The following is a 20,022-nucleotide window of genomic DNA, read 5'->3' as shown; positions in this document are numbered from 1 at the left end:
CTATGACTTCACTGGCAGTCAACTGACTTTATTAATTGTCTGCTGGCTCACGGTTGCTCCCGCCGGAACATCTTCCGTGATCCAGACGTTGCCACAGATCGTAGCTCCTTCGCCAATACGAATACGCCCTAACAATGTGGCATTGGAATAGACAGTCACATGATCGCCCAACACCGGATGACGCGGCACACCGCGTATCGCATTCCCGTTTTCGTCAGGCGGCAGTTTCTCTCCTGCCAGACTGACTCCTTGGAAGATACGGACGTGGTTCCCGATAACACTGGTCTCACCGATAACGGTTCCCGTCCCGTGGTCAATCGAGAAATAGTGTCCGATCTCCGCCCCCGGATGGATATCGATACCTGTCTCCGAATGGGCCATTTCAGTAATCATGCGGGGAATAAAGGGAACACCCAACCGGTATAGCTGGTGCGCAATGCGATAGTTGCAGACAGCCCGGAAACCGGGATAGCAAAAAATAACTTCGTTGATGTTCTGAGCAGCAGGATCACCGTTGAAAGCAGCCTCGGCATCCGTCGCCAACAAGGCGCGCATTTCGGGAAGCGTACGGATAAAGGCTTCCGACAGTTTTTCCGCCTCGGTAAGGATCTTTTCTTCGGGACAAGAAACACAGGCAGTATCAGCAAAACAAAGCCCTGCATAAATCTGCTTGGAAAGCAGCGTATGCAACGTTCCGACGTTCACGCCGGTATGAAAACGGATGGTCTGCTTGCTGATCCGTGCATTCCCGTAATAACCGGGGAAAAGGATTGCCCGGCATAAATCTACGATCTCTTTCAGCACCTCACCCGAAGGAAGCGCCTCTTCATCGCGGTAAGCATGAAACAGTTGATGGTAAGACCCCTCGTCCGAGAGCATCTCAACTGTATCATTCAAGACCTTGCTATGCTTTTGCAATCCCATTATTCAGCAATATCATATTTGGCAACAAAAGTAAGAAGAAATTGACAATTAACAATTGACAATTGACAATTATTTGCCCATCATACAACGCTTTATCCAAAAAGACAAACCACCCGGCAACGTCAATTTTCAATTTTTAACTTCCAATTTTCAGCTTATTATGCGGTGCCCCGAATTCCTTGCAGGTCACTTCGTCCATTTCCACAATCCATATTTTGACATTCTTCACAGCCGGATCGGAATAGCGGAATTCCTTATCCGAATACTGTTTCATAATGATATCCAGAGCTTCCGTTTTTTTATCGAAATCTTCTTCAAAGTGGACTTCACCCCAGCAAATCACGCTCTTGGAGCGCATCCGGTAACTACAAGCGACCTCCGGATGCTGGAAAACGAGATCATGGTCCGTGCTAAATGTAATGCAGACACGCGGATTCCGTTCCAAAATGGAAATACTCCGTCCTTCCTGTGCCGAATGCAGGTATATAACACCATCACGATAGCCAAAGTTCATCGGCAATACATAGGGAGTCCCATCCGTATCGGCCAGTCCCACATAACAGATATCACACTTCTTAATGGTCGCTTCAATCAGTTCTTTGTCGGTATGTACTAATGTCTTCATTTCGCATTTCTGTTTTTATCCCTACAAACATACAAGTTTTTTATCTTTTTCAAGATGCTCTCGCAGGATATATTTGTCGCATCCTCCTACAAAAACAGAAAGGTCATTCTCATTTTCCTATCGGCATGTCATAATATCATAGCAAAGGTTCTTTGTCAGTTTAAAGACTGCACTTCACAACCAACACCCAACAAATAAAAGAAACTGACCTCGATAAGCACTGCCGGATGAGGAATTTTCCCTTCTATCTGGTTCAACGATCCGACATAAGGGGCGACGCGAACCGATGGATGCCCGATCCGACATTTCTGTATATCTTGCCGTCCGGCAAGATAACCGTGGCAGTCGTATTGACGGGTACCTCGACTGTCAACTCAAACGAATCCGCTTCTATCCGCCAGTCCGAGCGGACGGGACCGTACAGGGATTGATACGATCCGCTGCAATAAATGAGGCCGCCCACCGGTTGAGGAGCAATGACAATGTGCTTCATACCCGGCTCCGCTTCATCATAACGGATTCCGGCAAGTGTCCAGTAAAACCAAGCCACCACACTGCCGAACATCGGATGGCAACGGGATGCCTTTCCTTCCCATCGCTCCCATAAACAAGAATAACGGTCATCCATCACATACCCGAACCCCGGTATCTCGCGCTGGTTCATCAACCGGAAAGCAATATCGGCACGTCCGTTATCACTCAATACTTTCAAGAGCAAAGGCGTTGCCATGATACCTGTGTCAAAATGATTTCCTATACTGTCCAGATGAGCGAGCAAAGCGTTGAACACGGCTTCCTTTTCACCTTCCGGCACCATTCCGAAAGCCAGCGGGAATACATCCGCACCTTGTCGCCCTTCCCAATAATGATGGGTCGACGGGTTGAAAAAGACAGTATTGAAATCCTGCCTGATCCGTGTGCACAGCCGGTCAAAGTGCAGTCTGTCTTCCTCTTTCCCTAAGACAGCCGCAACCTTAGACATCAAGTCTGCCGAATGATAGTAATAAGCCGTATTGACCAACGGTTCGGGCAGTTCCATCTTCTTCCCCGGTGCACACCAATCCCCCAGGCACCAGCCATCCGGCTCTTCCCGGACGATGATTCCACGGGCGTCGGTCCTTGTTCCCAGATAGGCAACCCATTGTTTCATACCTTCATAATGACGGTTCAACAAAACCGTATCGCCATAATAACAATAATAGGCCCAGGGCATGATCACATAAGCCGATCCCCATGCCGGACCGCCTCCTCCACCACCGAAAGGTGCGGTATGCGGAACATAACCGCTCTTCCGATTCCGGGCATCCCCCATATCGTCAAACCATTTCCGGTAAAACTGCGTCATATCGAAAGATAAGATAGAACTTTCCACGACCACCTGCGCGTCTCCAGTATAAGCCAACCGTTCCCGGTGCGGGCAATCACTGCTGATACTGCCGTGAAAGTTATTCTTCTGCGTCCGCAAGTAGACTTCGTTGATCTTATTAAACAATTCGTTCGAACAACTGAAACTTCCGGTAGGCTGCGGATCGGTATGCACGACTTTTGCAACCAGACTTTCCTTGTTCATCCTGACCTGTCGGGATATGACTTCGATATAGCGGAACGTGTGCCAGGTAAAACGCGGTTCCCATTGTTCCACTCCACCGCCCCGCAACGTATAGAGGTCCACTTGTCCGAAATCATTTTTTTCCTCTCCGACAAAACGAAGCTTGATCCGGTCACCGGCATTGCCTTGCACTTTTATATGCGCCCAGCCGGAAATCATCTCCGGAAATGCATACCAATAAGTAGAATCGTCCTTTTGTTCGCAGCTTACCGGCTGCAATATCCGGATAATTTTCTCATGAGGGGCAAGTTGAGCATGCAGACTACCCTTCGGCGCCCTTACCAAAAGGGCTTTCTTCCAGGAAGAATCCTTGTACCCGTTCCGGTTCCAGCCGTCCAGCTCTAGCCGGGCATCATATTCTTCACCTGTGAATATGGCGTCATGCAGTAAAGGGCCGGTCGTTGTTTTCCAGCTATCATCCGTAACAACCAGTTCCGTCGATCCATCAGTGTATTCTATCTCCAACTGGCATAACAGCCGGGGCGTATCGTACCACATACAACCTTCCACCGTCCGGTCACGCTGGTTATACCAGCCGTTTCCCAACAGGACTCCAACCGTATTCTCCGCTTTCTGCACCAAAGACGTGACATCGAACGTATTATAGAGAACCCTTTGGTTAGATTGATCATCAAAGAAATACAACATCTTTTTGAGCGGACGACGATCGAAATTGGTAACGGCGGGAGCCAATACCTGGTCGCCTACCCTTTCGCCATTCAGGTACATTTCATAAAAGCCCAGTCCGCATATATAGGCTTTCGCCTGTTTGACCGGCTTGTTTATCCGGAATGTTTTACGGAAATAAGGAGCCGGAGTAGTCAACGTCGAGTCGGGATAAGCGTCTTCCCGGTTGCCGATCCACCGGGCTGTCCAATCAGACGGTTCCAACAATCCCATCGTCCATCTCCCTGTTTCACTCCAAGGCGAAGCCTCTCCCGCTTCATCCCAAACCATCGCTTTCCAGTAAAGCGTTTGCCTGGAATCAAGCGGTTTCCCTTCATATCCTACCTGGCTGGAACGGGAAGATGTTATTTTCCCGGAATCCCAAAAATCCGCTTTTCCTTCAGCTAGCAAAGAAGGAGAGCTTGCCACGAGGATACGGTAGGCTGTCTGACTTTTCGCTTGCCCGGAGGATTGCAACTGCCAACTCAACAAGGGCTTTTCATTCTCCACTGCAACCGGATCTTCCAGATATTCACACCGAAGATTGCAGACAGATATTCTTTCCTGTCCCGAAACAAAAAACACAAATCCCCAAAGGAAAGAGAGTAACAGACAATAATACTTCATAACATTAAGATCAACTGAATTTCCATGATATCCAATGCACAAATATATGGATATACCGTCGTCCGCCACTTACAAATTTGAGAATTAATCATGCAGAAATGATACAAGAAGAAAGATTTCCCGCCACAAAAACAAAAAGGGCCGAAACTTTCATTCCGACCCTTTTGCTCTGTGAGTTGTCTCACGAGGATTCGAACCTCGACAGACAGAACCAAAAACTGTAGTGCTACCATTACACCATGAGACAATCCGGCGCTTTATCTAAAGCGATGCAAAGGTAAGAATAAAATCTTACCTTGCAAGCATTTTTTGTAAAAAATCCAAACAGTTTCTTATTTTACGATCAGTAAATAGTAATTCTTCTTACCTCTCTGAACCAGCAAATATTTCTCATCCAACAGGGAAGAGCAGTCGATAACCATATCCTGATCCGTCAGTTTCTCTTTGTTTACACTGATACCGCCGCTCTGAACCAACTTGCGCATTTCGCCTTTCGACGGGAAAATTGCCGCCTTTTCAGTGAACAGGTCGATCGCTTTAACACCGGCACTCAACTCTTCACGGGAAACCTCAAACTGGGGAACACCGTTGAACACATCCAACAATGTCTGTTCATCCAAATGTTTCAATGCTTCCGACGTAGAGTTTCCGAACAGTATATTGGAAGCCTCGACAGCAGCATCGTAATCTTCCTGGGAATGAACCATGACCGTCACTTCCTTTGCCAAACGTTTCTGCAACGGACGGAGATGCGGTGCTTCTTCCTGTTCTTTGATCAGGGCATCAATTTCTTCCTTGGGCAGATCGGTAAAGATCTTGATATATTTGGCAGCATCGGCATCGCTCACGTTCAGCCAGAACTGGTAGAATTTATAAGGAGATGTATAACGGCGATCCAACCAAACGTTGCCAGACTCAGTCTTGCCGAACTTGCCTCCGTCGGCTTTCGTAATCAACGGGCAGGTCAAAGCAAAAGCCTCACCACCCAACTTACGGCGGATCAGCTCCGTACCGGTCGTGATGTTACCCCACTGGTCGGTTCCTCCCATTTGCAAGCGGCAGCCTTCGTGTTCATACAGATACATATAATCGTATCCCTGAAGCAACTGGTAAGAGAATTCCGTAAACGACATACCGACAGAAGATTCGCGGCTCAGGCGTTTTTTAACAGATTCTTTAGCCATCATATAGTTAACAGTGATATGCTTACCGATATCGCGGATAAAATTCAAGAAAGAATAATCCTTCATCCAGTCGTAATTGTTTACCAACTTGGCAGCATTAGGCGCGTCCGAATCGAAATCCAAAAACTTGGACAACTGCTTCTTAATGCTATCCTGGTTATGACGAAGCGTCGCTTCATCGAGCAGGTTACGTTCCGCCGACTTCATTGAAGGGTCTCCGATCATACCGGTAGCTCCGCCGACCAGAGCAATAGGACGGTGTCCTGCACGTTGGAGATGTTTCAGCATCATAACCGATACCAGGTGACCGATATGTAATGAGTCAGCCGTCGGGTCAATACCTACATAAGCAGAAGTCATCTCTTTTTGCAACTGTTCTTCTGTTCCGGGCATCATATCAGCGATCATGCCCCTCCATGTTAATTCTTCAACAAAATTCATCGTTTTAGATTATAGTATTAATTGAATGCGGGCAAAGGTACGACTTTATAATTGAAAATGGAGAATTGAGAATTGAAAATTAGGGTATAACAATGATTTAAGGTAGATGAAGGATGTCGCGGACGTTTTCGGCAACCTGTCCGGCAAACTGTTCAAGCCGGAGATTCAAGGAAACCGAAAGGTTCCGGTAGACAGTTCGGATATCGATTTCGCGATCGTCCGTTTCGGCAAACAAACGGCCGGGCCATGCTTCACGTACGGCTCCGGGGTTGAAATACTCGCCAAAGGAGAGGTAAAAACCCTGCCGGATAAGTTGCCCGGCTAATGTGGCATTACCACGAAAACCGTGTATAATCCACGGTACACGAGGCTTTAGTTCTTTTTTCGAGGCTATCAGTTCGTCCCAAGCTTTCACGCAATGAATGATTAAAAAGACGCCAGCATTTTCGGCAAGAGAGGCCGACGCCCTAAAGATTTCCCGCTGACAGTCCAACGGAGCTTCCGCACCTTTATCCAAGCCCGTTTCGCCAATAGCCACTACATCCGGAAATGAGACCTGCCGCTTCAATTCGGCAAGCTGTTCTTCCACGTTATATATATACCAGGGATGAATGCCGACAGAACGGAACAACCCCGTTTCCACATCGAACGTAGGAACCAGACTGTTAACTATAGCGACATCTTCCGGATGAACGGGCAAATGGTGAGTATGTATATCGTAATAAACCATACTTTACGGTACAGGATCATATCCGCTTCCTCCCCAGGGATGGCAGCGAAGAATGCGTTTGACTGCTAAATACAATCCCTTTACCGGACCATGTTTTTTGAGAGCCTGCACGGCATATTCGGAACAAGTAGGCGTGTACCTGCACGATGCCGGCGTCATGGGAGAAATGCAATATTTATAAAAATAGACCGGCAACAACAGAAGAAAAGTAAAAAAACGCTTTATCATGCCTTGTCGCGAAGTACGTTCAATGCTTTTGTCATGGCTTTTTCCATATCGGCAAAAGGATGGATTTCCTTGTCCAAATAAAGGAAAGCAACCAGCATACGCTTGTTTTTTCCCGTCAGCGGATCGATCAGATCATATTTGCGTACCCGATAGGCTTCGCGAACCTGACGTTTGATCAGATTCCGTTTTACGGCACGCCTGAATTTTTTTTTGGGAACACTCACCAAGATAGACACTGGAGCTAATGTCTCTTCTTCCACCGCTAAATAAACGACCCGCAGTGGAAACGCCACAAACGATTGCCCTTTTGCAAACAACAGGTCAATGTAACGTTTCCACGACAGACGTTCTTCTTTTGAAAGGGTATACCTTCTATTTACCATTCTTTTTGTTACTACCCATCTCTTTTTTCAGATACAATTCCAGGGCAGCCGTCATAGACGGAGCTTCGGGAGTCGGCGCTTCCACATCCAGGCGCAAACCGGCCTCTTTCACCGCTTTGGCTGTTGTCGGGCCGAAACATCCGATCTTTATATCTTCTTGTTTGAAATTCGGGAAGTTCTTCAACAGAGAGGAAATTCCCGAAGGGCTGAAAAATACCAGCATATCATAGTCGAATTTCTCGTCTTTAGAGAAATCATTGCTTACGGTGCGGTACATAACAGCTTTCGTAAAAGAAATCTTTTTCGCTTCCAACATAGTTAACAAATCATCTTTATGCACGTCGGAAACGGGCACAAGATATTTTTCTTTTGCATGTTTGCCGATAACTGTAACCAGATCATCCAGCTTTCCGGTCTGTCCAAAAAAGATCTTACGCTTCCTATACACAATATATTTTTGCAAATATACGGCAATGGCCTCAGTCATACAGAAATACTTCATCGTTTCGGGAATGGCAACACGCAGCTCCTCACACAGGTGAAAGAAATGATCGATCGCCGTACGAGCCGTGAAAACAACAGCCGTATGATCCAAAATAGAAATTTTCTGCTGTCTGAACTCCTTAGATGAAAGAGGTTCTACTTTAATGAATGGACGGAAGTCAATCTCAACTCCATACTTCTCTGCAATGTCGAAATACGGGGACTTCTCGGATGCAGGCTTCGGTTGTGATACCAGCAACTTTTTGATGTTCAATGCCATAGAGTACTTGTCTCGATAAAGTTATACAAATAAACCATACCTTCGTACAAAAATACCAGAGGTAAAATTTCTTGGCCGCAAAGGTACAAACTTATATACAATAAACCAGTGCTTTTCTTGTGAAATATCCGTATTGTCTTATAAATTATTACAAAACGACACAAAATATAGAGAATACAAAACATTACTATCGGTATAGTTACGTATGTCCCGACAAACACCAACCACAACACCGGAACGTATAAAGATACTCCCCAAATCCCCATAATAGCATTATAACTCGTCTTCCATAACTTATACTTATCTGGGTCGGAAAACACGCTGCCCAGGAGGTAATAACAGCATTGTTTAAACTGATAAAACAGGAATAAAACACAAAAAACCGTTCCGATCGCCGATAAAACCGCCTGCCATTCCGCATAATTCACAAATCCGTATATCCTGCCGACCGCAATCAGGGCGATACTTGAAAGGAACAAGACTTGGAATGTCATAAAATTGCGGAAAAAGAATATGCTCTTCCCTATTACATCGTCAAATAGATTCTGCCTTTCCTTCACGAGAAAAGCATCTTTCAGCATCTTCACAAACAGTTGGAAATTCGTCCGGAACACAAAGGAAAAGACAATAAACAGGAATAACAGCAGGGAGAAGATGACATCATCCACCAACTGCCCGTCCCATAAGCGAATGCCCACATATCCTTCAAATATATTCATGTTCCCTGCGTATTACAGGTGCAAAGATAATCAAAAAAGAAAGGCAAGCTTACCCGACAAGCTTGCCTTCTCAAACAATCAACCGTTATGAATAACGATCTTAGAAACTATCTTTATGAGAGGACGAGTAGACCTCGCCCCTACCGACGTCATTAAATATTGTAGTACTGTTCCCAACCTTTACGCGGCATTTCGCCAACTAGCATCTGGTTCATAACCGGATCGTTCACGATCTGCTTCGTGTCGCGGTCGAACACGATCTTGCGGTTCATGCGCTGTGCCAACACGCCAAGACAGAATACCTGGCTCAACGGACCTGCGATAGAGAACGGAGAACGGGTCTTTTCCTTGCCCTGGCAAGCCAATAGGAAGTTTGCGTAGTGGTTGGACGGGCTCTTTTGATATTCCGGCAACTTCGGATTCATATCCTTGGCTACCTGATCAGGAATCACAGACAAGGTGCTACCATGAGAACCACCCTTGAATGTCAAAGTCTTCGTATAGATTTCCTTACCCGGGTTCAATTTTGCCAACTGAAGTTTGCCACCGGCAACCGTCGGGATATTCGGATCGACATCGGAAGAACCGTAGTTCTCAGGAACAGGAGGAATATTATCCAGACCGTCATACCAGGTAATATCGACAGCCGGCATTTCTTTTCTTTCCGGGAATCTGAACAGGATACGGGAAGACATCGGGAAGAAGAACGGGTTATGATCTTTCAGATACAACGGATTTACTTCCGTCGGCAGACCGAGATCCAGGAATTCGTGTGCGGTATCGATGATGTGAGCCCCCCAGTCGCCCAATGCGCCCATACCGAAATCGTACCAGCAACGCCACTGTCCCAAATGGTAGTCATGATTATATTCGTGGAACGGACGAACACCCAACCAAGTGTCCCAATCCAATGTTTCGGGAACTGGTTCACCCATTGGCATGTGCGTGATGTTCGGGTTCCAGTTATGCCAACGGCGCGGAGAGTTCATGTGAGCTGTTATAGCAGTGACGTCTTTGATCAAGCCGGCTTCTTTCCATGCCTTGAACTGGAAGTAGTTGGCTTCGGAATGTCCCTGGTTACCCATCTGGGTAACGACACCGAATTTCTTTTCGGCACGCATCATCACTTCGATTTCCTGGAAGGTGCGGGCCATCGGTTTTTCCACATATACATGTTTTCCATGAGCCATCGCCTCAATCGTGATCGGGAAATGGGAATGGTCCGGTGTACCGACTGTAACAGCATCGATCTTGTCGGCCATCTTGTCGAACATCTGGCGGAAATCCTGGAAACGCGGAACTTTCGGGAACATGGAAATAAGTTTCTGAGTATGAGGTGCACCCATATCCACATCACAAAGTGCAACCACTTCGCACAAACCGGTTTTATACAGTTCCTGTGCGATCTCGCCTCCACGATTACCGATACCGATAAAAGCGATTCTCACTTTTTCGTTGGCACTGACAAAAGGAACACCCGGCATGGCATTGGCCTTAGACGGAATCCAAAAAGAAGGAATTGCTGCCGCAGCTGAAAGGGCGGCTGCCCGTTTCAGGAACGAGCGACGTGAAATATCTTCAGATTTCATGGTAAATATATTAGATAAATTATTAATGTTTGCGTGCACATAAAAACAACAACCTTACAAAAATAGATATTTTTTTCTTACATAAAAGCTTTCTCAGAAGTTTTTTCCTAAATCTTAGCAAACGTTTTCCGGTTTATGGGTGTTGTAACAAAAAACTATATACATTTGTCGACTTTTAAATAAGAATATAAGTGATATGAAGATCAGACAGATTCTATCCATCGGATGTTTCCTTTGGATACTAGCCTCCCTCCGTTTGGCAGCGCAGCAACCGGAAATACAACCCTTGCCCATAGACCCGAAAGTAAGATACGGACAGCTAAATAACGGGTTGACTTATTACATCCGACACAATGCACAGCCGAAAGACCGTGCGGATTTCTTTATCGCCCAGAATGTCGGATCGATCCTGGAAGACGAGAACCAGCGCGGACTGGCCCATTTCCTTGAACACATGGCGTTCGACGGAACAAAGAACTTCCCAGGGCATGGCATGGATGAATTTACTGAAAGCATCGGGATGCGCGGAGGTGAGAACTTCAACGCTTATACAAGTTTCGACGAAACGGTCTACATGATCATGAACGCTCCGGTCACCCGCGAAAGCATTGTCGACTCCTGCCTGCTGATCCTGCACGACTGGTCGGGCTTCATCACCCTCGCAGATACGGCCATCGAAAAGGAACGGGGCGTGATCCGGGAGGAATGGCGCACGCGACAGGATGCCCAGGCACGTATCTGGGAACAGCAACTCCCGAAAATGTTTCCGGACAACAAATATGCATACCGGATGCCGATCGGCACGATCGACGTGATCAACAACTTCAAGCCGGACGAGCTTCGCGACTATTATAAAAAATGGTATCGCCCCGACTTGCAGGGCATTATCATTGTAGGGGATATAGATGTAGACAAGGTGGAAGCGGCCGTAAAACGTATTTTTGCTGATATCCCGGCTCCGGTAAATCCGGCCAAACGGGAATATACGGAAGTGGCGGACAATGATAAACCGCTTGTTTCCATTGCTACGGACAAGGAGGCTTCCAATATGATCCTTTCCATATTCTATAAGCACGACAAGATGCCGAAAGAGTTGTATGCCACCGCCGCCGGATTGATGAAGGACTATATGGAGAATGTCGTCGAAACGATGATAAACGAACGCTTTGCCGAGATAATGCAAAAAGCGGATCCTCCCTTTGTCGCCGCCCAGGCTTCGGATGGAGATTTCATGATTGCCAAGACAAAAGGCGCTTTCACGGTTGCCGCCCTGGTAAAGGAAGGTGAGATCGACAAGGCACTCGACGCGCTTGTGACGGAGACGGAACGGGTGAAACGGTACGGCTTCACGGCTTCCGAATATGACCGCGCCCGTATCAATGTCCTGAAACAATACGAATCGCTGTTCAACGACCGCGACAAACAAAAGAACCGCTCTTATACGAACGAATATGTCCGCCACTTTACAGACGGTGGTTACATTCCGGGCATAGAAACGGAATATCAGCTAATCAGCCAGATCGCACCGCAAATCCCAATCGAGCAGGTGAACCAATACGCCCAGAGCTTGATCGGCGACAAGAATATCGTAATCGGCTTGACCGGCCCTGACAAGGCAGACATAAAATATCCGACCGAGGCCCAATTATTGGAAGACTTTATCAAGGCGCAACAATTACCGGTCAAACCCTATGAAGAGACTGTTTCCAACGAACCGCTGATCCCCGAACTGCCCGCTCCGGGAAAGATCAGGGAGATGAAGACGGACCCGCTGTTCGGCGCGACGGTCCTGACACTCGACAACGGTATCAAGGTCGTACTGAAACATACGGACTTCAAGAAAGACGAGATCCTGATGACGGCCACCAGCCCCGGTGGCAGCACCTTGTTCGGAGCGAAAGATATCGACAACCTGAAAGTATTCAACGATGTCATTACGCTTGGCGGAGCCGGCAATTTCTCGGCAACCGATCTGAACAAGGTATTGGCAGGAAAGAAAGTCTCCTGCTCTCCTTCCATCGGCCTGAATACGGAAAACGTAAACGGTTATGCCGCTCCTGCCGACCTGAAGACATTGTTTGAGCTGGTTTATCTCTATTTCACGGCTCCGCGCATGGACGAAGAGGCTTATACATCCTTCGAGAACCGTATGATCGCACAATTGAAAAACCTGGAACTGAACCCGATGGTGGCGTTCAGCGACACACTGACAAAGGCGATTTACGACAATAACCCGCGTGCCGCCCGCATCACGGCCGGCGACTTCAAGCAGATCAGCTACCCACGCATCATGGAGATGTACAAAGAACGGTTTGCCGACACTTCAGACTTTATCTTTACGTTCGTCGGAAATATCGACACAGACAGTATCCGTCCTTTTGTAGAACAATATCTGGCGACACTCCCGGTCAAAGGACGTGCCGAAAAAGCCAATCCCGCCGAAGTACCGGCTATCCGCAAGGGCGAATACACGAATATCTTCAAACGCGCTCTGGAAACACCGAAAGCGTCGGTTGTCAACTTCTGGTCCGGCAAGATGGAATATAACCTTGAAAACATCCTCACCGCCACTATGTTAAAGCAGATTCTCGATCTGGTCTACATGGAAAAGGTACGCGAGGACGAAGGCGGGACATATGGAGTACAGACTTCCGCACAGATTTCTTCCTTCCCTGAAGGGCAGACATTCCTGCAAGCCTATTTCGATACGGATCCGGCCAAACGGGAAAAGATGAACGCTATCGTCCGGACAGAACTGGATAACATCGTCAAATCCGGCCCGCGCGACGAAGATTTCAAGAAGAGCCAGGACAATATCCTGAAGCGCCACACAGAGAACCTGCAGGAGAATGTTTACTGGCTGACGACTTTGGATAATTATTACTTCCGCGGGTTCAACGGCGAGACAGCATACGAAGAAACGATAAAAGGCATCACGCCAGCCAAGATTCAAGCTTTTGCCAAAAAGTTGTTAGGACAGGGCAACCAGATCGAAGTGGTAATGGAGCCGTAACCGCCTTGCAGAAGTTATTACGCCTACATAAGGTACATTTTTACAGAAAACAAGCAGGAAAAAAGTGAAAAGCAAGCGGAAATGTACAGGAACACGCCCATCTTCAGGCTTCATACACCCGGATGTTGCCGCCCTCGACATCCGGATGTTCATGGCTCCGACACCCGGATGTTTGGGAAGATTACATACCAATCTGTTGTAATCAAGATACTTGCTAAGTAAAAAAAGACTGTATGTTTTACAAAGCATGGGTAAGGTGTGATACATAAGTACACAGGAGTGATACATGAATCCGGCATGTATCACTCCTGTGTATCATGTTTACCAATGCTTGCAAAGCTGTTAGTGATAGAGTGACAGAGGATCTCGAAAAAAGAGTATGGACATGGACATAGAAGCACTCTGAACAAAGCGTCAATTAGTTTTCTTCTTCACTTTGAAATGATCGAATCCTTCCCCGTATACACCGATAACGGCACTTTGCGAAACGAAAGCCCTCGGATCGATATCATTGATAATTTGGAAAATCGTATTGGACTGGCTCTTTTTTGCCAAGACAAACATCATTTTCACTTGCTTTCCCGTATAAAGCCCGGTCCCGTCGATCACAGTCACACCTCTGTGCAAAGCATTAATCTCCCTACCGATCTCCTCATATTTACTGGAAATAATGAAGAACTGGACCGACTGGCGAGAGCTGTTAACCACCTGGTCAATCATATACCCTGTGACAAACAGCGTCACATACCCGTAAACAACCTTCTCCAAATCGTGTAGCACAAAATAGCTGGACGCGATGATGATCATATCGCAGAACATAATCATACGCCCCAAGCTGACATCCCTGTATTTGTTGACAATCGCTGCAATAATATCCGTACCTCCCGTACTCCCGTTCGCAGTGAAAGCGAAACCGATACCGCTACCGCAAAAGATAGCCCCCAGGATACAAGCCATAAACGGTTGGTCGTGCAACAATTGAAGCCCGGATGTCAAACGCTGTATCACGGAAAGGAAAAACGTCAGGACGAAAACGGCATACACCGTCTTCATACTGAACTTCCAACCCAAAATCTTCAGCGAGAGCAGTAATAGCAAAGCATTAATGGCAAAATAAGTGTATTGTACAGGCAAGCCCGTTCCCCAATAGACAATAGAGGCAATACCCGGAACCGCCCCAGAAGGCAAATCGTTTGGCAACAGGAAAACAGTCCACCCGATTCCATAAAAGATCATACCTAAGGCGATCATCAGGTAGTCCTTTAATTCTCTGACCATTACATGGTTAGAGTTCATTGACAATGTTGGTTTCATTCTTCGTTTGTTTTATGCGGCTGCAAAAGTACAAAACAATTGACAATTGAGAATTGAGAATTGACAATTAAATATCATTCCCTTCCCGATTGGCAGTTATCCATTGTCAATTCTCAATTCCCCATTCGTCCAGCCACTCGATAACCGGCTGTTCGCCTTCGAAACGGATAGGCAGCCAGATATAACGGCCGTCTATGGCGTTCTCCGGTGTCCAACGGTCTCCCATATAGATGAACCGGTCAGGCTTGCCAGGAACAGGCAGCACATAAGTGCTCTGCGAGTGGAAAGAGGTTTCCGAATCGGCTCCCACAAACGGATTCGCCAACTCTTTCCACGGCCCCCAGATAGAAGAGGCAACTGCGGAACGCCCCGGATTCGGGGCCCAACCGGTACAACCGGACATGATCAGATAATACTTGCCGTCTTTCTTGAACATGGCAGGCGCTTCCATGAAACGACCGACAAAGAAACGGGCGTAATTACCGGAACAAGCCGTATAATCGTCCGTCAGTTCGGAAATATGCAACGTGCTGTTATCCTCCGAAGCGTAGATATGATAAGCCTTTCCATCGTCGTCGACAAACAGGTTCATGTCACGTGCCATCTGCCCGCTCTCAAAATCGCGTCCCAGCAGGTTCAACGTGTCAGGATGGGCAGGCAGACCACCTCCACCGAAACCTTTCTTCGATTCTTCGGGAACCTGACCTTTATGGATATCCAACACATTCTTCGGCCAGAAACCGGCGTTCGGACGATCGGCAGACAACAACTTGTACGGTCCTGTAACCTTTTCGCTGACAGCCACACCGCTTTTGGCTCCCGTATAACCGGCGCCTTTCGGTTCAAGATGGAACCACATCACGTACCTACCCGTCTTTTTATTGAAAATAACCTTTGACCGCTCCAGAATGCAACCTTTCACGATCGGACTCGACTCGTCATCCGAAACAGACAAAGCGATTCCTTCGTCTTTCCAGTTATATAAGTCTTTGGAAGAATAGCAATGAACGCCGACCTGGGCTACATTTCCCCCTTCGCCTTCCGTCTTATGCTCGCCGAACCAATAATAGGTATCGCCCTGCTGCAACATACCGCCGCCATGAGCATTGATGTGCACGCCGTTATTGTCCGGCCAGATTTCACCGGGTTTAAAAACATTCCCGGCCTGTGAAGTCCCGGTTTTCCCTTTACATCCACACAAAGCGAAGAGCAACAGCAGAGGATAAATAGCAATTCGTTTCATACCTGGCTGTTTATACATCGCAGATACGGATACATTTCTCAAGCGAAGCGATCTTGTCTTCCTGCTTCGGGACAAATTCCTGTCCGACAAACCCTTTATAGCCGGTTTCCACAATCGCTTTCATGATAGCCGGATAGTAGAGTTCCTGCGTTTCGTCGATCTCCGCACGGCCGGGAACGCCTCCTGTATGGATATGAGAGAAATACTGGTGATATTTCCGGATATGCTCGATCACGTTTCCTTCCATGATCTGCATATGATAGATATCATACAACAGCTTGAAGTTCGGCGAACCGATACGGCGGCATAGTTCCGCTCCCCAGACGGTATGGTCGCACAAGTAATCCTTATGACCGACACTGTTCAGAAGCTCCATCGTGAGGACGACATTATACTTTTCGGCTATCGGCATCAGACGTTTCAGGCCTTTCTCGCAGTTCTCCCAACCTTGCAAGTCGGTCACACCGTTCCGGCGCCCGGCAAAACAGATCAGGTTCGTCAGTCCGGCCTCAGCCACCATCGGAATGACTTGTTCATAACTGGCAACCAGCTCGTCATGCAACTTGGGATCATTGAACCCCCTGTCGATACCTAAGCCCGCACCCTGCGCCATCGCAACCGTCAAACCATGTTTCTGCACGATAGGCCAGTCTTTCGGGTCGAGCAGTTCTATCGATTCGATTCCTATGTTTTTACAAATCTCACAAAATTCATCCAACGGATAACTGCCGAAGCACCACTTACTTACAGAATGGCGGATATTGCCTTTCAGCGGCTCCGGTTTCTCCACTTTCTTCTTCTTTGCGGGAGCTGCTGCTTCCATACCGGATACAGCCATCGCTGCACTTCCGGCCAATACTGTCTTAATGGCGGTTCTTCTCGAAATGTTTTTCATACTATTCTTGTTCTTACGTTAATAAATTATTTAATCAGCTCCCATTTGCCTTGCAAATAAGCCTTGTCGATTACGCTTGCCAACGCCTTGTCGTTTGTCCGTTCGGCCAAATCTTTCAGGTCATTGTACAGATAGAACTGCAACCAAAAACCATAATGATAGCGTTCGCGAATGGATTTCGGCTGCAACATCAAAGCATACCATTTGGTATTCAGTTTTTTGGTTTTTGCCACTTCGACCGCTTTCTCGGCATTCTTCCACATGGTGTCGGAAACTTTCGATTCGAGATCGACAAAATCTTCGTACTTCATGGAAGCGGTATTGATCACCTGACAACGGTCGTCCAGCCCCAGTTCTTTCATGGAAAGGCGTTGTTCGAACACCTTGTCGCCATCCAGGTCGAATTCCATCAGATCGAAGAAACCGTTATTGTCCGTATCCGTATATTTGACAGTCGGAAACACGGTCGGCTCGGTCTCGATGCGTTTCGGACCGTAACCGTCATAGATTCCGCCCATTCCCTGATAGTAACGGGCATTCTGGTCGATGCGCCAGCAACCCCATTCGGCTCCGTACAGGTGGATCTTGCCGTCTATCGGGCTGACATACAACTGCCCGTGGCCGGAATTGTCTTCATCCCATTCACCCCGGTCACCCGCCGGATCGGCCTGTCCGTTATTGTCTATTCCGCCTTGGTTCTTTCCTACCTTGAACGGATCTCGCGGCTGATACAACTCCACACGTTCCCAACGATTGCAATCGTCGTCCTCATCGTAAGTAAACCAAACTTTATCCCATTTACCTTCTTTGAATGTCAGATCCCAGGCGGCATCATGATCCGGATACAACAGTTCCGGAAGCTTACGCCAACGGGCATCGAGGAAGAACGTATCGGCTTCGGGAAGTCCGCGCAGGTTCTTGTTGATATGTTTCTGGTTTTCGTAGTTGAAGCCGGGACCTGTAAAATGGATGGTCATATCGAAATCGAACTCATTGCCCGGCGCATTGTCGTTATCCGTATCCATCGAAACGGAAACCCAGTCGATATTACCTGAGAGGACGGAATTTGCCTGTCCGTTCTCTTTCACGATCTTAGGAGAGTCGCAGAAACGGATCGCCATCTCTGTCAGCCCGTCATTGTCGGGATCATAGAACAGGAAAGGGTTTTCCCAGTTCATACGGACATCGTTCACACGTTCGGTCGTGCTGTGTATCTTCATGAAAGTGCTCTTCCCGTTATAATCTTCGTAGAAATCCGACAGGCCGTTATGTATCCAACAGCGGAGGGTGAACGTGTTCCAGTCGATATAGTTGAACACGTCGTCCTTGTCCGTATCCACCACCCACATATAATGCCCGTTGCCGGTCTTCATCCGATTTGCTTCGGGGATATTGTCGACTACGACCTGCATGGCCGGATTACCGTCTTCATCTTCGCCCACCCAGTCGATGATAAGGTCACCGTAACCACCGTAGACACCGTCCTTATTACGGTCTATCATCAGGCAGTCGTTATCGGTATCGCCCTCCAGATCGCCGTACTGCATATCGTCGTCGTCATCGATCCATTGCACCGGAATACCGTTGGCCGTCACCGTACGCAGGATATCCGGATCACCGTCACCATCCAAGTCTATATAGGTAGGCTTATACCCTGCGGGAGCAGGTGGCAGCCGATAAGGGATCAAGAGGGTATTTGCATTCCAATATTCCTTTTTCCCGGAACCGTCCGTCTGTGCGGAAAGTCCTTGTGCACTCAGCAGCAGGGAACCTGCTGCCAGCAATAGCGTAATCGGTTTCATGATATCGGTAGATTAATCAGTGATTTTTATGTAGGTAAGCCATTTCTGTATCAGGTCTTTCACTTCCTGATAGTAGGTGAAGTCATACCGGAATCCCCAACCGTGTCCTCCACTGGGGAACATATAGAGAGAAGCCGGGATATGGTGTTCATTCAGCGCCGTATAATAAAGGATAGAGTTCAACGGCGGAACGGTCTGATCGTCATCGCTCAGCAGAAGCAAAGTCTTCGGTGTCTTATCATCCACCTGTTTCTGCAAGGAATAGCGGTCTACCAACTCCTTATTCTCGATATCTTTGCCTAAAAGGTTCTTCTTGGAACCGCCATGTGTCGTCATATTATCGAAGCTGATCACCGGATAATAAAGGATTGCAAAGTCCGGCCGGTTGGCATCTGCTGCAAGCGTACTGAGTGAAGCTGCCAAATGTCCGCCTGCCGACGAGCCGATCACTCCGACCTTATTCGCATCCAGGTTCCATTTGGCTGCATTGCCCCGAATAACAGACATCGCTTTCTCCGCATCGCTCAGCGGAATCGTATGTACACCTTCCGGCATCCTGTATTTCAAAACGACTGCAACAAACCCATTCGAAGCGTACCATTTCGCCATATCATGCCCTTCATGATTCATCGCCAGCCCTCTATATCCGCCACCCGGACATATCAGCACCGCCGGCGCCGCTTTCCCGCCCTTCGCCGGATGATAAACAAAGATTTCCGCCTCGCCCGCTTCCGGCTTATCCGGCCAGAGCTTGAACTGTTCTACCTGCTGCCCCCATACCACGGGTACAAAGAACGATAAGAGAAGTAAAAGAATGTGTTTCATAAGGTATTAATTCTTAATCATTAACTGAGTTATTAAAAACAGGTGCTAATGTAACGAAAAAAGTAAGAACTAATGATAAACCGGAGAAAAAAACTGGACGACTGCATCAAAATCCGTTTTTCCACAAAAACGAAATCAATCATTATCACAATTAAATTGCCAATTCACTCCCTTTACTAATAGTCTACCAATACCGTTAAGTTATAAATGTCATTCTACAAAACTTTAGAACTTCAGGGCTATTCTGGATATAAGCATTATACTTTTCACTTGACTTTATAACCCAAATAAACGGACGAGCAAATCAAAATTTGAATCATAGAATGAGTTTTCCCAAGGGGTAGAATCAATCTGTTCTTTTCGAGATTTAAGGCACTCTATAGCTTTATCATATTCTTTATGATAAATAGCCGTACACCATTGAACTTTTTGATCATTCGGG

General features: G+C 47.3%; 16 protein-coding genes. 1 reads left to right on the top strand and 15 read right to left on the bottom strand.

The features are described from left to right. Window positions 1–18: 18 nt before the first annotated feature. From KTG12_RS00635 to KTG12_RS00590, 10 genes are all read right to left on the bottom strand, one after another. Window positions 19–924, bottom strand: a complete 906-nt coding sequence (locus KTG12_RS00635) for a serine O-acetyltransferase (RefSeq protein WP_046451526.1) — start codon at window positions 922–924, stop codon at window positions 19–21. A 136-nt stretch (window positions 925–1,060) separates the two neighbouring features. After that, a complete protein-coding gene (locus tag KTG12_RS00630; protein ID WP_005639730.1) occupies window positions 1,061–1,549 on the bottom strand; it encodes a pyridoxamine 5'-phosphate oxidase family protein in 489 nt (162 codons plus the stop codon). A 253-nt stretch (window positions 1,550–1,802) separates the two neighbouring features. Beyond that, window positions 1,803–4,451, bottom strand: coding sequence for a family 78 glycoside hydrolase catalytic domain (locus tag KTG12_RS00625; RefSeq protein WP_227225781.1), 2,649 nt, complete (start codon window positions 4,449–4,451; stop codon window positions 1,803–1,805). A gap of 332 nt (window positions 4,452–4,783) precedes the next feature. Further along, entirely contained in the window at window positions 4,784–6,076 is a 1,293-nt protein-coding gene (tyrS, locus tag KTG12_RS00620) for a tyrosine--tRNA ligase (protein ID WP_005639725.1), read from the bottom strand. 97 nt (window positions 6,077–6,173) lie between these two features. Then, the gene (locus KTG12_RS00615) at window positions 6,174–6,806 is read right to left on the bottom strand and encodes a TatD family hydrolase (RefSeq protein ID WP_155144051.1); all 633 of its coding nucleotides are present in this window, start codon (window positions 6,804–6,806) and stop codon (window positions 6,174–6,176) included. 3 nt (window positions 6,807–6,809) lie between these two features. Continuing rightward, complete coding sequence (gene yidD / locus KTG12_RS00610; protein ID WP_036723952.1) at window positions 6,810–7,031, bottom strand: membrane protein insertion efficiency factor YidD; 222 nt, start codon at window positions 7,029–7,031, stop codon at window positions 6,810–6,812. Further along, on the bottom strand, window positions 7,031–7,417 hold the full coding sequence (rnpA, locus tag KTG12_RS00605; RefSeq protein WP_005639719.1) for a ribonuclease P protein component: 387 nt from the start codon (window positions 7,415–7,417) through the stop codon (window positions 7,031–7,033). The genes yidD and rnpA overlap by 1 nt, the downstream gene beginning before the upstream one ends. Continuing rightward, complete coding sequence (locus KTG12_RS00600) at window positions 7,407–8,174, bottom strand: uroporphyrinogen-III synthase (protein ID WP_036608063.1); 768 nt, start codon at window positions 8,172–8,174, stop codon at window positions 7,407–7,409. The genes rnpA and KTG12_RS00600 overlap by 11 nt, the downstream gene beginning before the upstream one ends. Then, on the bottom strand, window positions 8,171–8,899 hold the full coding sequence (locus tag KTG12_RS00595) for a DUF4271 domain-containing protein (protein ID WP_005639714.1): 729 nt from the start codon (window positions 8,897–8,899) through the stop codon (window positions 8,171–8,173). Before KTG12_RS00595 ends, KTG12_RS00600 begins: the two co-directional genes overlap by 4 nt. 152 nt (window positions 8,900–9,051) lie before the next feature. Then, window positions 9,052–10,488, bottom strand: a complete 1,437-nt coding sequence (locus tag KTG12_RS00590) for a Gfo/Idh/MocA family oxidoreductase (RefSeq protein WP_119216232.1) — start codon at window positions 10,486–10,488, stop codon at window positions 9,052–9,054. Between the two features lie 196 nt (window positions 10,489–10,684). Here KTG12_RS00590 and KTG12_RS00585 point away from each other — a divergent pair, with 196 nt between their 5' ends. Beyond that, on the top strand, window positions 10,685–13,501 hold the full coding sequence (locus tag KTG12_RS00585; protein ID WP_122343348.1) for a pitrilysin family protein: 2,817 nt from the start codon (window positions 10,685–10,687) through the stop codon (window positions 13,499–13,501). A 414-nt stretch (window positions 13,502–13,915) separates the two neighbouring features. Here KTG12_RS00585 and KTG12_RS00580 read toward each other — a convergent pair whose 3' ends face one another. The 5 genes from KTG12_RS00580 to KTG12_RS00560 form a co-directional block, all read right to left on the bottom strand. Further along, the gene (locus KTG12_RS00580) at window positions 13,916–14,815 is read right to left on the bottom strand and encodes a YitT family protein (RefSeq protein ID WP_005645231.1); all 900 of its coding nucleotides are present in this window, start codon (window positions 14,813–14,815) and stop codon (window positions 13,916–13,918) included. Between the two features lie 106 nt (window positions 14,816–14,921). Further along, entirely contained in the window at window positions 14,922–16,058 is a 1,137-nt protein-coding gene (locus KTG12_RS00575) for a glycoside hydrolase family 43 protein (RefSeq protein WP_155144327.1), read from the bottom strand. Window positions 16,059–16,068: 10 nt separating this feature from the next. Beyond that, complete coding sequence (locus KTG12_RS00570) at window positions 16,069–16,953, bottom strand: hydroxypyruvate isomerase family protein (RefSeq protein WP_005639694.1); 885 nt, start codon at window positions 16,951–16,953, stop codon at window positions 16,069–16,071. Window positions 16,954–16,979: 26 nt separating this feature from the next. Further along, window positions 16,980–18,755 carry a hypothetical protein gene (locus KTG12_RS00565; RefSeq protein ID WP_022321605.1) on the bottom strand — a complete coding sequence of 592 codons (1,776 nt, stop codon included), beginning with the start codon at window positions 18,753–18,755 and terminating at the stop codon, window positions 16,980–16,982. 12 nt (window positions 18,756–18,767) lie between these two features. After that, window positions 18,768–19,580, bottom strand: a complete 813-nt coding sequence (locus KTG12_RS00560; protein WP_005645223.1) for an alpha/beta hydrolase — start codon at window positions 19,578–19,580, stop codon at window positions 18,768–18,770. Window positions 19,581–20,022: the final 442 nt, after the last annotated feature.

The organism is Parabacteroides sp. MSK.9.14, from assembly GCF_019041495.1.
GTDB classification, from domain to species: Bacteria; Bacteroidota; Bacteroidia; order Bacteroidales; family Tannerellaceae; genus Parabacteroides; species Parabacteroides merdae.
The sequence above is the reverse complement of the archived record's forward strand: the minus strand, read 5'-3'. Positions and strand labels throughout refer to the sequence as shown.

Excerpts from the sequence above, each read along its gene's own strand:
- KTG12_RS00635 (WP_046451526.1), bottom strand. The coding sequence starts at position 924 with ATGGGATTGCAAAAGCATAGCAAGGTCTTGAATGATACAGTTGAGATG.
- KTG12_RS00630 (WP_005639730.1), bottom strand. The coding sequence starts at position 1,549 with ATGAAGACATTAGTACATACCGACAAAGAACTGATTGAAGCGACCATT.
- KTG12_RS00625 (WP_227225781.1), bottom strand. The coding sequence starts at position 4,451 with ATGAAGTATTATTGTCTGTTACTCTCTTTCCTTTGGGGATTTGTGTTT.
- tyrS (WP_005639725.1), bottom strand. The coding sequence starts at position 6,076 with ATGAATTTTGTTGAAGAATTAACATGGAGGGGCATGATCGCTGATATG.
- KTG12_RS00615 (WP_155144051.1), bottom strand. The coding sequence starts at position 6,806 with ATGGTTTATTACGATATACATACTCACCATTTGCCCGTTCATCCGGAA.
- rnpA (WP_005639719.1), bottom strand. The coding sequence starts at position 7,417 with ATGGTAAATAGAAGGTATACCCTTTCAAAAGAAGAACGTCTGTCGTGG.
- KTG12_RS00595 (WP_005639714.1), bottom strand. The coding sequence starts at position 8,899 with ATGAATATATTTGAAGGATATGTGGGCATTCGCTTATGGGACGGGCAG.
- KTG12_RS00590 (WP_119216232.1), bottom strand. The coding sequence starts at position 10,488 with ATGAAATCTGAAGATATTTCACGTCGCTCGTTCCTGAAACGGGCAGCC.
- KTG12_RS00585 (WP_122343348.1), top strand. The coding sequence starts at position 10,685 with ATGAAGATCAGACAGATTCTATCCATCGGATGTTTCCTTTGGATACTA.
- KTG12_RS00580 (WP_005645231.1), bottom strand. The coding sequence starts at position 14,815 with ATGAAACCAACATTGTCAATGAACTCTAACCATGTAATGGTCAGAGAA.
- KTG12_RS00575 (WP_155144327.1), bottom strand. The coding sequence starts at position 16,058 with ATGAAACGAATTGCTATTTATCCTCTGCTGTTGCTCTTCGCTTTGTGT.
- KTG12_RS00570 (WP_005639694.1), bottom strand. The coding sequence starts at position 16,953 with ATGAAAAACATTTCGAGAAGAACCGCCATTAAGACAGTATTGGCCGGA.
- KTG12_RS00565 (WP_022321605.1), bottom strand. The coding sequence starts at position 18,755 with ATGAAACCGATTACGCTATTGCTGGCAGCAGGTTCCCTGCTGCTGAGT.
- KTG12_RS00560 (WP_005645223.1), bottom strand. The coding sequence starts at position 19,580 with ATGAAACACATTCTTTTACTTCTCTTATCGTTCTTTGTACCCGTGGTA.